Raw genomic sequence first — 14,842 nt, forward strand, 5'->3', positions numbered from 1 at the left:
GCCAACGGCTGGCCAGAGCTCCTGCTCCCGGATGTCAGAGCAAATCTGTTCTCATCGAAATCCAAATCGCGATCGAAATCGAAATCGAAAATGACAAATGCTGTGTACCACCTTGTGATTACGTCATCTTTTTGGACATGACGTTCGATTTCGATCACGATTTCGATTTCGATACCGATTCAGATAACGGATGAGATCGAGGACAAATCTGCCCTGCTCCCGGATGTCGTCCTCGGAATCCCGCACGTTGAAGGACCCCGATGTCTGGAAATTCCGGACACGGTCATCAAAGAGACTCCGGAGAATCCGCGCCGGGTCGACGACCGCCTGACAAAGCCAGGGCATGATCTGGCCAGGGTTGTCCATGTTGTCTGGAACGAAACGGACTACTCAGGGAAAAACGGGGGCCGACGGCGGTAGAATGCGCATCACCCGTGAAAGAGAACGCCATGAACAGACTGCTCATCGTCGACGACAACGAGGATATTCGGAAACAACTCAAATGGGGATTGGGTCGCGATTATGATCTGGATTTGGCCGAAAACGCGGACCATGCCCTGACGCTGTTCCGCAAGCACAGGCCCGCCGTGGTCACGCTGGACCTCGGCCTGCCTCCCCATGAAGACAGCTCCGAGGAAGGATTTCGCTGCCTTACGGAAATCCTCACGTTGGCCCCTGTCGCCAAAGTCATCGTCATCACCGGCAACGACGGCCAGGAAAATGCCCTCAGGGCCGTACAGATGGGGGCCTACGACTTTTACCGCAAACCCATTGACCTGGATGAACTGCGGATCATCATCAAACGAGCTTTCCATCTCGCTTCCCTGGAGGCGGAAAACCGCCGCCTCCTGAGCACGACCCTGCCGGGCATGAATGATTGCCTCGGCATTGTCGGTCAGTGCCCGAAAATGAGGGAGGTGTTCGCGATGATACGCAAGGTGGCCGATTCCGACGCTTCAGTGATGATCACAGGAGAATCCGGCACGGGAAAAGAACTTGTGGCCAGAGCCGTTCACGCCAAAAGTCCTCGCGGCAACAACAACTTCGTGGCCATCAACTGCGGCGCCATCCCGGAAAATCTTCTGGAGGCCGAGCTGTTCGGGCATGAAAAAGGGGCCTTCACCGGCGCTCATGCCCGAGTCCAAGGCAAGTGCGAATACGCGCATCAAGGCACCCTGTTTCTGGACGAAATTGGAGAATTGCCGTTGAGCCTGCAGGTCAAGTTGCTGCGCTTCCTGCAGGAAAGAGTGATCCAGCGCGTGGGGGGTCGCCAAGACATCCAGGTGGACGCCCGCATCATCTCCGCCACCAACATCAACATCGCCAAGGCCATGGAGCAGGGAACCTTTCGAGACGACCTGTTCTACCGGATCGGCGTGGTGACCATTGACCTGCCCCCCTTGAGAGAACGTGGCGAGGACGTCCTCGTACTGGCCAACCTGTTTTTCCGAAAAAACTGTCGAGATCTTAACCGCAAAATAGGGGGTTTCAGTACGGAATCCTTGAATTGCCTACGCTCTCATGATTGGCCCGGCAACGTGCGCGAGTTGGAGAACAGGGTCCAGCGGGCCGTGATCATGACCAACACCCGTTTCATCGAGCCCGGGGATCTGGGATTCGACGACCAGCCACCGTCCTCAGCCGATGATCCGTCGCCGTCGGTCACCTTGCGGGAAGGCAGAGAGACGGTGGAGCGGCGAATGATCCAGAATGCTCTCCAGGAGCATGCCGGCAACATTTCCAAGGCCGCCGAGGTACTGGGCATATCCAGGCCGACCCTGTACTATCTGGCCAAAAAACACGACCTGGACCAGGGAAACCATGCCTAGCCCCCCTTTGCAAGGAAATGGCGAACCACCCCCGCGCACCGGCCACAAGCGGCGGTGGCCGCGACTCCTGTTCGATCTCGTTCTGAACAGGACCATCTGTATCTTGCACGTCAACGGTTCCAGCACCGTCAAGGCCGGATTGCGCGACCTCAGCAGGCGAAGCGCCGGGTTGCAGAACCTCTCTGGCCGCACGGAAGTCAACAAGGGCGACACGATCATGTTCAAAGAGCTTTCAAGAAACAGCGACTTTTCGATTCTGCGTTGGCAAAGCGGCACGGTGATCTGGAGCAACCAGGAAACCGACCGGTTCGCCGTGGAGTTCTCCGAGCCCTTGCCTTACGTCAAGATGAGCCCAAGGCTCATTGACGCCTTCGCGGAGGAGATCCCAGGCAGGCTGTTGCTGCCTTGAGGGATCAGAACAGAAGCACGCCTTCCGGAGAAGAGAGGATGCCGAACTCATCACGGGATTCCTGAACAAGTACGTTAAGCATATCTTCGGAGACTGATTGTGATACCTGAAAATAGGTATTGGGTTTAACGTTAAACAATAATTGCCGAATGCCTTTTGCATTCTCGACGGAATATTCAATCGTCTTTGAAGGTTCAATATCGGATCGATGAAACAATATAAGCCAATTTTTCCTTGCATCGATAACTCGCGCACCGACCATGCTTGCGGATACAGTCTCAATTTTCAATGTAGCAGGAATGGAGTCAACACTGCTATTTGTGGGAAACAACACAGTCAGAAATTCATCGTACGTGTTGGGCGATCGAGGTTGAATTTCAATACGCCAAGCACCAGGGTCCTCATTTCTTCGCGCTCGAGGTATCTCCTCCTGGGCAAAACGTCGATTAGCTCCATTCAACCAGAATTCATATCCCTCTCCACCGATTCTCCTGATTATGCCCTGCTCTGGAAGCAATGTCTTGACGAACAGCCTGCCCTCCCCTTGGGTGATCTTGATAAGATCGGTGTCTGAAGATTCCACAATCCCCGCGTCACTTGCTCCCTGGACAACCATGAAATCGCCGTTCAATTCGGGACGGCCGCTTTTGTCGTAATAGCTGCCGCTGTGCAACAGCCATTTTTTCGTAAAATGTTTCTCCGGAACATCAATCCTGTCAAAAATGGTTACGACATCCGGAGGTAAGTAGACAAACGACCTTTCGACAAGATGCACCTTTTTGGGCTGGTTGTTGCCGCGACCTGAGTACTTGTTGCTGTAAGCATTTGTGAGGTCGGTTCGAATATAATCATATTCATCCGTACTTTCGTAGTTCGTGATAATTCCCATTTCAAATTCATCAATTCTATTCTTCAAGTCCGCAATGCTGAACGGCTTGTTATGGCTTCCACTCGAGGAATGAGGGGGGCTGAACGTAACCCACGCAAGTCTTTGTCCTCCATCAACATGAAGCAGATTATTCCTTGGCCATCGAACGCTTTTTTCTTGTGGATGATCAATGAGCAAGGTGTTGTGCGCCGTAGTCCTCTTCCAATAATTCCAGTTCATGCGTCGCCCCCACCTCCAATTATCGTAGTATCCGCTATCGATTGCCAGCGGGCGGTGCTTGAAGATGGTGAACGAGCCGTGATCCAGCTGCGAATGAAAACCCCAATGAATGCCGCTTTTGAAGGAAATGAGCGTATCATCTTCTTCAAATCCGGTGCGGATGACGATCTGATCCCCAAACCTCTTTGAGCGGGGCAATTCATCCAGACTGGCTTCAGGGACCGTGGGGTCGTACCACATGAGATAATAAACAAGAGGGGATCGCAACCCGCCTCGACCAAGCCATATATCGGTATCGAAAGTTCCGTTATCCCAACGGTAATGCCTGTTGAGAAATGTCGTAAAATATGGATTCTTGAACGAATTTTGCAACAAGGCCATGTTGTTGACGTCATGAAAGGAAATTCCAGGATAATTTACATCGCCTATGTTTTCATAGATGTTGTCAGGTCTTGTATTGTACATGATATAATATCCGGCATTCTCGAGATTCGAGAATGTCCCTTCCCACGGATTGATTTTTCCGTTGGTAGCTGTTCTCCAGGCCTCCGCATACTTGCCATACGAAAAAATTTGTTGGCGTGCGTACATCACGCCTTCCCAACTGCACGTTCCGTCCACATATGCCACCGAGTCGGCGACATTGTAATACACGCCGTCTCTGGTTACACCACGTTCCATAACGTCGAGAGCTTCCTCGAGATGGTCGATGGCGCTGGGGTTGTCGCCATAAGTAGCAATGCCCGCCGCCAGCATCGCGAACTGCGCCTGACTTGCATAATTATGGAAGTCAGGCAAACCGGCCCACAAATTATCCTGGTTGCCTTGATAATACAGGTTGATGAGCTTCACGAAATGTTGTGTCCTTCCTGACCGGACAATCGTATCATAACACCAGTCAAAACCGATCGATAAACCTTCAAGGGCATGCGCGAATCCATTGTTGGCGCCCCCATGGGCCTGAATGGCGTTGGGCGCGTTATCCATGGCGGCCACGACCAGTTCGCACCATTGCTCGTCCCTGGTCATCTGATACAGATAACCATATTTGTAGATATAGTTTTTTAGTGCAAGTAATCGATTTGGAATTCGAGAATGCTTCATGTGTCGTGTCGTCAACAAACGATATGCATCAGCAAGCTCATGTTCCGCCTTTGATTTTATAATATTCCTGTTATTATTTGTAATAAACATACGAGGATGTTCAACGAATATTTCATTGTAATACTTAGTTAATTCAGAACTTATATTATCTGCATATGCTATATTCAAATTAAATATGAAAAATAGTGTATGTATAAAAAGTAAACGAAATAGAATGTCAGCTTTCATATCGCACCTCACTATAACTTTATAAATTAATTGACAAACGAGGAAAATACCCAGTTGTTTTTCCAAATTTTAATTTCATAAAACACAATGTAGCGATATTCCATGTCATCATACTGATCATTGCTGCAATAGCCGCTCCATGAATTCCATAGCGAGGCGTCAGCAATATATTCAAGACCACATTGGATACGGCGGCAATAAATACTATATTTTTGAATGTATTTTGATTATCGGTCATGTTCATGAAAAACCCTGTCGACCCCGCGATGGAATTCACAAATTGTCCCAAGACCAGAAGCACAAGGGCAGGATAGGCCACGATGAATTCAAATCCGAATAATATCTGTAAAATCGACTTGCCAAAAAGTACCAAGGCAACAAGTACCGGGGTTGTCGTCCAAAAAATGAGCTTGGCCGATTTTTGGGCTACATAAAACAGTTCGTCCATCTTGCCCGCATGATACAGTTCGGAAAATTTGGGCGCCGCCATGGAATTGATGGCTGTCATAACAAAACTCGTCAAAGAGGCGAGCTTCACCGCAACGGCGTAAACGCCGACTTCCGCATCAGGCCTGAGCATGCCCAGGATCAGGACTCCGGTCTGTCCGATGACGAACATCATGGTGGCTGTCGCGAGCATGGGCAGGGATAAGACGAGGATATCCTTCAGTGACATGGGATGAACGATATCGCCTGGAGCGGATCCCCGCCGAAAAGCCCGCGCCATGATCCATGCCCCGACAATGGCAGTGATGGCAATCGAGGCAAGAAACGCATGGATCGGATCGTCGGGGTGGAAGACGAAAAAAGTCAGAGGAACCAGGATGAACAGTTTTGCAAGCTGTTGGAGGAGCTGCAGGAAGGCGAAAATCCGGAACAGGCGCAGTCCGCGAACCGCTTGTTGGTTCAGGAGCATAAGTGATTTGAAAAGAATGAACACCGACGCCAAACTGAAATAGTACTGCAAATGGGGTTTTGAAAAGATTTTTTCCGCTATGAACCCTGAACAGAGAAACAGAATCAGGCCGGTGACCGCGGAGACGCCGGCCACCATGTATTGGGTCTTGCGGTAAACATTGAATGCCGATGTCGGAGAGTATCGGGTCAGATGTTCCGGAATCAGTCGCAGAATGGAGGTGCTTGTTCCCAGGACGGTAAATATTGTCGTAAGAATAAAAAAGGACTGCAGCACGGCGACAATGCCAAAAACCTCTGCCCCATACATTCTTGCGATGATGACCGAAGTTGCCAAGCCAAAAATCGTGGCGAGAATTTTCGCCGAAATCGCCCAGGTCGCCCCCTTAATTATTTCTGAGAATTTCCGGTCCTCGTAAAGATTACGTATTCTGTTTACAATGTAAGAATTATACATTGTTTTGCACTACTTTTAATTTTGAATTCTCTTGTAAAAATGTTTCCTTAAAATCACGCATGACCCACATCGCAAAGATTGCTCCCCAGTCGTCATTTCCTTCGACCAATACCACGCCATCAGGCGTAAAGGCGACATCCCATCCGACGCTGTACAGGCCTGGAGTCCACTCATGCGCCTTGCGGGCCAAATCCAACGCATCAGAAAAAAATGGAATATAACACCCAGAAAATATTACATTCGATGTTTTGTGTGCAAAAGTTTCCGAAATACTATCACCAGTTACCCATAGTCCAACATCATTAAGTTGCCCGGTGTCCTGATTCACTCCAACAACAGCTCTGGCATTTTCATTATTATCCGTCATGCTGCCTCCTCCTCCAATCCTGAGATACGTCAGAAAAACATTGACATTGTCGCCATGTCTGAACGTAATGACCCTCAGTGTATTGATTGATTGGGGGTGAAGCCGATCAATATCTTCGTGTTGTGTAATGAATGGCTGGCATAGATAAGGACTATCCACAAGCTTCGTTAATTCGTTCATTTCTGCTTTCTTATTGTTTACATAGTATTTACCATGTCTGGCTTCAAATTTGAACGCTCCTTTGCCTTTAATTCCAAAACGTGGCTTACAAAATAGACATGTATAGTCAGGATGTTGAGAAAAAAAGTCCAATACTGCCCCTTGCCCTGACGGACCGAAATCGCAATTGAGCCCGGGCCCCATTTCGCCGATGCTTTGAACAGTTTGGATTCCCGCAGCTGAAAAATAGCGCTCAAACAGCAGCTTGTCTTGCAATAAACATATATAATCATATGGTTTTGTGCGATTTTTTGCTTCTCGCATTGACTTGAACATGGAATACGGAAAATAATTTTTCGTAATCTTCTTTCCAATTAAATCGACATCCTGCAAGAAGTACAAAATGGAAAGCTCCCCCCATCGGATATCAATGAATAAGAGTTCCAGATACCTGCGAAACGTGGACTTCCGAGGCATGGCAACGACCCTGTGGTCGCTTGACTTTGCCAGGTCGTGAATCTTTCGGTGTTCAACCAAACTGAAAAGCTTGCGGATTCGATAGATCTGCCTGACGGCCTTCAACCCTTGATTGGCAATTGTTTTAATTCTCTCCATGGACCTTTCCTACAGCACCAAATCCGTATCCGTTCAGAGGCTACAAGGGTTTTGCGGATTCGGGCGTGCGCATGCGTCCGTCGAACTCTGAAGCGAGACCCTGTGACGCTTGTCCAGACTTTCCAAGGCATACTCCAGACGCAGATTGGCACAAGCATTGGTATAGAAATATCCGTGCTCGAATTGCCATTGCCCGTTCACGAATTGATATCTGCCCATGTTGCCTTGATGTTGCGGATCATCAATTTTTCTTTCACCGAACATGGCCTGGATCTCGTTGACCCAGACTTCTTTCGTCTCCGGTTGTACGAAGAGATCCACGGCCACGCTTTTCAGATTGTGCGTATCCGTGATTATTTTCACGTAATCCAACAGTTCCTGATCCGGCTTGCCCCAGGACAATACTCCTGATCCACTGTGGAAATCGCCTTTCTTATGTTTGAAACGGCAAAAAAAATTGTCCCCTACGCGAGTGATTCGCCATTCCTCAACATTCGGCAGATATTCCTGAAAAATCACTTGCCCCCACCTTCGATCGCGTGGATCGCCTCTGCGCACCACCAAACCTTTATGAAAAATTGCGCGAACCATTTGTCGTGCCTGACTTCGCGATTTGACAATCCAAACACCAAGCGAAGCAGCAGCCTGGTCAAGCTTCAATACAACGGGAATTTTCGATCTTTCAATGTACTCTAATGCCTCATTTTTTCTGTAAAAAATTTCTGTTTGAGGAATTTTGATTCCGTTGATAAGACAAAAATCCCGAACACGGCTCTTGTTTTCATAAAGCCATAAACTTTCATAACACGGAAAAATGATCTTCCCGAGCTTTTGTGTCAGAAAGTAAAGTCGATCGTCAAACAGTTTCTTCCAAAGCGTATTTACAATCGTAGGCCAAACAAGGAACAGTTGACATTGAGATTTCATAAAATTTCCAATCCATTTTGTGTCATGGATCTCGAAAACTTCATATGATTTTTTCAAATCAATACAAGCAGCAATATAGTGTCTGTGATACTGAGCAAGATCATAAATTATTCCAATTTTCACATTACTTCCAAAATCGTATTTCCATTCAAACTCCGTACCTATATATTTATTTTCTTTTTCCCATATTGTTTCGATGAAAGTATGATAGGGAATAATATTTCTGATAATTTTCTTTGCAAATCCTGGGGTCATTTTGTTGACTGTTTCGTTTATTAGCAACCTTTTTAGCATAATATTTACCTATATTGTTGCATTGTGTTTTAAAAATATGCATACAATTTTTCATGCAAGTCGAGCGATAATTCTTCTTGCTGCCGATTTTGTCGGCCTTGCGACATATTTCGTGATATATGACTTGATACGACTTGCATAAGGCAACCTATGGGCAAGCCCTTCTTCCATGGTATAAATACAGGGGTTGCATGTTCCACAAGGTATCATGTTTTTATGCGGACTATGGCAAAACCATGTCATATTCATAATTTCCTCAACGTGTTGTTCTTTGGCAAGAGCCATCATTTCGATTTTTGTCAAGCTGAACACTGGGAATGTATAATATTTAAAGAGTGTATATTCATCTGTGTCACTGAATGATTTACTAACTCGACAACTTTTGAGAGGATCTGCAATGACTACATCAACAAGAACATCATGAGCCTTGTCGTCTTTGTGAATGCATAACTGCATATCAGTCATATTGTTTTGATCACAGAAACGGGCCAACCACTCATATTGCCCACCAATAAATGATTTCATTCTGATTCTTTTAAAAGCATCGGATATAATATTGTTCGAAACAATACCTGCCATAGAAAAGTATTGTATAGGTGACAAAAGATCAATAACATATGGAAATTTTTTTGTTAATTTCGATATGATTCTCTTCATCGATATCATTTCCGCACATGTTGATCGACGCTCTTCATCAATAATATAAATTGGCGACACGTTAACTTTATCAACAGTCAACAACTGCAGCAACTGATATGTTGAATCAAAGCCACCTGTCCAGAGTATAATGATATTCTTCATATATATCATTCAGATTATTAAATAAATATCATTTTAAGTATTCAGACAACAAACGGCCTTGTGAGCACTCATTTCATATAACAAAACTTACCGGCAATAACCAAGAAGAGTCATATTGTTTCGGCAAATTTTTTCTATTCTTTCGAGATTCTTTATACCATAAAATGATCGCAGGTTCTCTTCCCTGTTCCCTCTCGGCTGGTACTGTATGTTAATTTTATTGGATATATCGTAATGGGGATTAAGATGTAATCTTCCTGCGATTCGCTTGATTTCTCCTATTTTATCAACCAGGAAATCTTCATATCGTGAAAGGATGATGGAATTTTTATTTTGAATGTAAACATCGGACATTAAATTCCACCTTTGTGCCAGCATGCTGATATAGTTGTCGCCGTCAAGTCCAAGCCATGCACCGTTTACAACCTTTTCCCAACCAATGGCGATATGCGGTTTCTGATCCCATCTTTCCAGAGACTCGAGATGCCCTGGAACTTTGATCCTATTAAGTATGCTTCTGATATTGCTCCTTGGATCCCTTGCAATAAATACAAATTTCGATTGCGGAAAAGTCTCAACCAAATCTTCATAAAACAATGTCAAATTTGCTTCCTTGACAATGTCTCTTGAGAAATCAAGTTTGTTCCGCTCAACAAAATCCGCAAAGGTCCATTTACCTTCTTTAACAAGTAAATATCCCTTACGTTTATACAGCCACTCTTTTGACAGATCTATGCTTACAGTGCATCCTGTTGCAGATGCAAGCAATGCTGAAATTGCGGAAGTCCCCGATTTTTGGTTTCCAAGTATAAATATTGGAGATGGATTAATTTTAACAAAAACTGATCTACATTCAATATTAATTTTCATCAGCATAAAGTACAATTTACGCCATTTTTTTTTAAAAATGATTGATTTCATAAAATATTATTAATTCTAAAAAATTAATTCTCTGCACAACTTTATACAGCATTTATCGTTTCATAATGATTTATTTTAGTATTTTGATCATTCGCCAACCTTCTAAGAACTATCACAAGAGCAATAACAATCCAAAACAGCTTGTTTCCTAATCCGCTACTCGTAACTCCGATTACCATGAATGCTATTATAAATATTTTTAATGAACGGGATAACGCATAGAGCGTGCCTTCTTCAGATTTTTCAAACATTTTTTCTGCTTTTATAGCATTTCGATAGGCATATACAATCAACAAAAAATACAAACCGACCCCAACAACCCCCAATTGTCCTCCCACCTGCACATAGAGATTATGCGCACTTAAACCACGTTCTCCATATCTGCTTTCAACCAACTCAAGATCATCTGATTGTTGTGCAAGCTGATAATACTCATGGCCGAATCCACCTATGCCTACGCCAAAAATGGGGTTTTGGAGCATCATCATCCACCCCGCCCTTGCTGACTCCACCCTGCCAAGATCAACCTCCGCCGCTGATTCTGCCTGAAATGTCGTCATCAGCCTGTTGTGCGCCCTCCATTTTACTCTTTCAAGAGGAAAGGCATAATAGAACACCGGTACAAGAGCCAAGGTAACCATAAAGGCGATAATTTTATTTTTCCCCTTGAAATACATTACTGGTGTCAAGAATAAGCACAACAACATTGCAATCATTGATGTCCTTGAATATGTAATAACTACTCCAGTTATCAATAAAATTAATATTCCAGACAAAATTATTTTCGTTTTATACATATAATTACTTAACAACAACCCCATTGTAATTGGTATTAAAAGCGCAAGTGTCTTTCCAAATGCATTTGGATTTGACATAAAACTTGTTACTCTCACAATTCCTTCATCTCTAACGCCAATGTTAGCTTTCAAACAATACAAACCGTACAATGCAGCTATTCCTCCCATCACCATCAAGACCCAAACAACAATAACGACTTGCCTTTTTGTCTTCACCATGTAGACAAAAAGAAAAAACGGCATGACATTTCTTATGAACATCATTTGGTCATTCCATGTTGCATTTGATCCGATTATAGAGCAAATAAATGTCCAAGCAATAAAAACAAGTACAAGGCCAACAAGCTTGTTCTTAGCCGCAATAAAATTCCCTGTAAAAACAACATGCAGTATCCATGCTCCGAGTACTGCATATCCCAATAATAAGCTTGGATTATACGTTCGAAGTTCTGGGAAAAATTGTATTGGCTCGATAAAATGTCCAAAAATAAAAAATGGCAAGGCATAAAACGGATTTATGACGGTTATCAGACTCACGAACATTACGCCCAACGACAAAAATACAACACTATTCATTTCTATTAGCCTCGCTAGCATCACTACTAATAATTAATTCATATTTATTTCGAAGCCAATTTGCATTTTTCTCCCAATACAAATTATTATCTTTCATGTATCGCAGAGCATTAGATCCAATATTCTTTCGCAATCCCGGATCATTTTTGAGCAACAATATGTATTCATACATCTTTTTGTAATCATATGGTGAGACCAAAAATCCATTTTCCCAATGATTGACAACCTCTGAGGCACCATCAACATTCGACGCGACGACTGGCACTCCACAAGCCATGGCTTCATACAAGACATTCGGCATGCCCTCAGAAAAACTGACCAGCATAAATATGTCCGCGGCGTTCATCCAGATTGCTATTTCAGCCGGATCCCTTCTTCCCGCCAGTTTGACGTGCTTCTCAAGATTGTTGGCCTTGATCTCTCGCTCCAACTCAGTTCGCCTTGGACCTTCACCAACCCATACGAAGAGTAGTTTTTCACGCTCCGCGGCGGTGCAGTCCTGGAGGACCTTGGTAAATGAAAATGGATTTTTCCTGGTGATCAACCAACCAACCGACAGGACTATCGTTTTGTCCATGGGGAGATCGAGTTTTTTTCGTGCCTTCGTCTTGGACATGGGCTTGAATACGTCCATGTCTACTCCCTTGGGCATCAGAGATATTTTATCCGGATCCGTCCCCAGTTCGACGGCTCTCCGGGCAAGGCTTTTGGACACAGTGATGACGGCATCGGCATTGTTCAGGACACGCCTGATCATCGGCCGCAGAACAAACGACTCGGGCAGCTTGTTCAGATCATTACCCCGACAGGAAACAATCAGCGGTTTCTTGAATTCATTTTTGATGAGTAACCCGCAATATCCTTCTGGGTAGGCATTGTGCGCATGGATGAGATCAAAATCAAAATCAACCTGGATTTTCCTGATCAGACCCACGAGGAACAGATAGAACCAGACTCCTTTTGCCGGTAAAAATACAGCGCCGGGAAGTGGAAAGTATTTTTTGTAAATGACTTCGATGCCATTTCGTGCATCACGATCATGCCGATCTCCCGGCAATGCTGAGTCCCTGCCATGGGAGAAACGCCAGGGAATGGGCACGATTACTTTCTGCGAATACAGCCCAGCCATCGACTCGACCTCTCTTTTGATGAACACGCCAAAATGAGGGCTCTCCCGACTGGGGTACAGCATTGTAATCACAAGTATTTTCTTCATTGCTCAGGAGCCTGGCAATTTACTGTGCTTGCGTTTTGCCGTTCAACAATCCCGCATAGATCTCAAAGTAGCCCTGAACGACTACGGACCAGTCGCGCTTTGCGATCACATCCTTCCTGGCTTGGCGGCCAATCTCCCGGCAGCGACCAAGGTGACTTGCCAAGTAGATCAGTTTATCCGCGAGGTCGTTGATATCACCCGCCTTGAAGACAAATCCGTTTTGTCCATCGCTGACCAACTCCTTGAGTCCGCCGACATCGCTGACCAGGACGGCTTTTTCCATGGCCATGGCTTCGAGCGGCTTGAGAGGGGTCACAAGTTCGGTGATCCGCTTGCTAATCCTTGGATAGACCAGGATATCAATGATTGAATAGTATTCCGGAACATCCTCATGGGGGACACGGCCCGTAAAAATCACGGTTCGTCCGTCCAGTTCCAGTTTTTCGGCGAGGTTTCGTAAATTTTGATCTTCAACACCAGTACCTACAAGAAGGAAAGCAACATCGCGCTGTCCGTGGCTGACCTTGGGAATGCATTGGATGAGATCCGCCAACCCTTCAAAGGTAAAAAAAGAACCGATGAATCCAATGACGACTTTCCCTTGGAGATGATATTTTGCGATCAGTTTTTGCGATTTCGCAAGTGGAATGAAGACACTGGCGTCAACGCCATTAGGGACAATCGACAACCCTGGCTTCGACCTTCTTTCAGCAATCTCTTTTCTCAGCCCCTCACAGATGCAGACAACGCAATCAGCCTGATCGAAGAGCTTTTGTTCAATCTTGCCGCTGATTCTATACTTCAGGGAATTCTCGGCAAATCGTTTTCGATCCACTGCCGCATCTTCCCAGAAAGCTCTGACTTCATAAACCATGGGCTTGTTCATGCGACGAGCGACTTTCAATGCAGGCAAACCGCATAACGAGGGGGAGTGCGCGTGAATAATGTCGACCTGTCTGGTTTGCACCAATTCTTCAATCCTTTTCTCAACCTGGAGCATCATGCACTGTTCCCTGAGGAAAGGAATTTTTTGCAGAATCCGCATTATTTTCCCAGGCTTCTCATACGAACGGTGATATTCAACACCATTGATTTTTTCATGAGCAACAGTTCTTTCGTACTTTGGCGTTGTCGCCACAAGAGGACTCAAACCGTTCCTGGCCTGGAAATCGACAATGTATTTGCTTCTGATGCTGTAACCGCTGAGATTTGGAATTGATCGATCAAGCACATGCAGAACTGTTTTTCCATTTAATGAGTGAGATGTGTTCATTACATTTTCTCGTTTAATGAAATTTCAAGGATGCGAGATACGCGTGACAATCTTATTTTCATAATATTCCAAAAATTTTTCTATTTTTTCTGAGATGATTTTATGAAATATAGACACAGTTGATGTCATCAAGAAAGATATCATAAATGCCATCGTACCTCTAAACATGAAAACGCCGAATACCAATTTTAAAATAGCGCCATGAAGCAAAAAAAATGAGTATGAATGTCCTTGGATTTGATACAGAATATAATTAATCTTATTCAATAATTTGTTTGACGTACCATTAAAATTCAATTTAAAAAATGCATGTACAAAATAACCAGCATAAAAACTAAAAAAGTACAGGTAATTCTTTATCCCCGCAAAATTTAAACAAATCGCTGAAAAAACGATGAATACTAATTTTAAAAAAATATTATCAATCAATAAGTATATAAAAAGACAAATATATAATATTAAAATATATGTAATAAACCATGATATGACATACACAGGATCTTTTACGAACAGGCTTCCTCCAAAAAAAATAATTATTGCTGTAAAAAAATCTGTTGTCTTGTAACCTACAATCTCATTGACAAGCAAAACAATGGATATGACCGACCAATAGGGTATCATAATCTGCTTGATTCTCTTAATCAGCCACGAAGCAGGAGGAATATTCGGCTGAAAAGAAAAGTATCCTGAAAGAAGCAAAAAAGTCGTTATGCCAATTTTATCAATTGGTATATCATTTGGTAATTTGCTGAGCCCCCTGTAATGAAAAACGAAAATTAAGATTGTTGCAAAAATCCTAAGAATACTCGCCACCAGTATTGGATGCGTTTTTTTTCTCTTATCCAT

General features: G+C 44.4%; 12 protein-coding genes. 2 read left to right on the top strand and 10 right to left on the bottom strand.

Annotated features, from left to right (window positions below; translation table 11 throughout):
- Positions 1-449 precede the first annotated feature (449 nt).
- On the top strand, positions 450-1,829 hold the full coding sequence (prsR, locus tag DESLA_RS0106000) for a PEP-CTERM-box response regulator transcription factor (protein ID WP_028571756.1): 1,380 nt from the start codon (positions 450-452) through the stop codon (positions 1,827-1,829).
- The gene (locus DESLA_RS0106005) at positions 1,822-2,238 is read left to right on the top strand and encodes a PilZ domain-containing protein (RefSeq protein WP_156932880.1); all 417 of its coding nucleotides are present in this window, start codon (positions 1,822-1,824) and stop codon (positions 2,236-2,238) included. Before prsR ends, DESLA_RS0106005 begins: the two co-directional genes overlap by 8 nt.
- Before the next feature lie 4 nt (positions 2,239-2,242).
- On the opposite strand, the gene DESLA_RS0106010 is transcribed toward DESLA_RS0106005, so the two are convergent.
- The 10 genes from DESLA_RS0106010 to DESLA_RS0106050 form a co-directional block, all read right to left on the bottom strand.
- On the bottom strand, positions 2,243-4,678 hold the full coding sequence (locus DESLA_RS0106010) for a heparinase II/III domain-containing protein (protein ID WP_028571758.1): 2,436 nt from the start codon (positions 4,676-4,678) through the stop codon (positions 2,243-2,245).
- 19 nt (positions 4,679-4,697) lie between these two features.
- Positions 4,698-6,050 carry a flippase gene (locus tag DESLA_RS0106015; RefSeq protein WP_035261439.1) on the bottom strand — a complete coding sequence of 451 codons (1,353 nt, stop codon included), beginning with the start codon at positions 6,048-6,050 and terminating at the stop codon, positions 4,698-4,700.
- On the bottom strand, positions 6,043-7,191 hold the full coding sequence (locus DESLA_RS0106020; protein WP_028571760.1) for a sugar-transfer associated ATP-grasp domain-containing protein: 1,149 nt from the start codon (positions 7,189-7,191) through the stop codon (positions 6,043-6,045). The genes DESLA_RS0106015 and DESLA_RS0106020 overlap by 8 nt, the downstream gene beginning before the upstream one ends.
- A gap of 33 nt (positions 7,192-7,224) precedes the next feature.
- On the bottom strand, positions 7,225-8,373 hold the full coding sequence (locus DESLA_RS0106025; RefSeq protein WP_028571761.1) for an ATP-grasp domain-containing protein: 1,149 nt from the start codon (positions 8,371-8,373) through the stop codon (positions 7,225-7,227).
- 90 nt (positions 8,374-8,463) lie between these two features.
- Positions 8,464-9,213: a 7-cyano-7-deazaguanine synthase gene (locus DESLA_RS21565; RefSeq protein ID WP_169732596.1), complete on the bottom strand. Its 750-nt coding sequence runs from the start codon at positions 9,211-9,213 to the stop codon at positions 8,464-8,466.
- A gap of 87 nt (positions 9,214-9,300) precedes the next feature.
- Positions 9,301-10,089: a sulfotransferase family protein gene (locus DESLA_RS22795; RefSeq protein ID WP_169732597.1), complete on the bottom strand. Its 789-nt coding sequence runs from the start codon at positions 10,087-10,089 to the stop codon at positions 9,301-9,303.
- A gap of 86 nt (positions 10,090-10,175) precedes the next feature.
- Positions 10,176-11,468 carry an O-antigen ligase family protein gene (locus DESLA_RS0106035; RefSeq protein ID WP_169732598.1) on the bottom strand — a complete coding sequence of 431 codons (1,293 nt, stop codon included), beginning with the start codon at positions 11,466-11,468 and terminating at the stop codon, positions 10,176-10,178.
- A 31-nt stretch (positions 11,469-11,499) separates the two neighbouring features.
- Positions 11,500-12,723, bottom strand: a complete 1,224-nt coding sequence (locus DESLA_RS0106040) for a glycosyltransferase (protein ID WP_028571763.1) — start codon at positions 12,721-12,723, stop codon at positions 11,500-11,502.
- 19 nt (positions 12,724-12,742) lie between these two features.
- Positions 12,743-13,996, bottom strand: a complete 1,254-nt coding sequence (locus DESLA_RS0106045) for a glycosyltransferase (protein WP_028571764.1) — start codon at positions 13,994-13,996, stop codon at positions 12,743-12,745.
- A gap of 24 nt (positions 13,997-14,020) precedes the next feature.
- On the bottom strand, positions 14,021-14,842 hold the full coding sequence (locus tag DESLA_RS0106050) for an acyltransferase family protein (protein WP_028571765.1): 822 nt from the start codon (positions 14,840-14,842) through the stop codon (positions 14,021-14,023).

Source organism: Desulfonatronum lacustre DSM 10312, from assembly GCF_000519265.1.
In the GTDB taxonomy this organism is placed as follows: domain Bacteria; phylum Desulfobacterota; class Desulfovibrionia; order Desulfovibrionales; family Desulfonatronaceae; genus Desulfonatronum; species Desulfonatronum lacustre.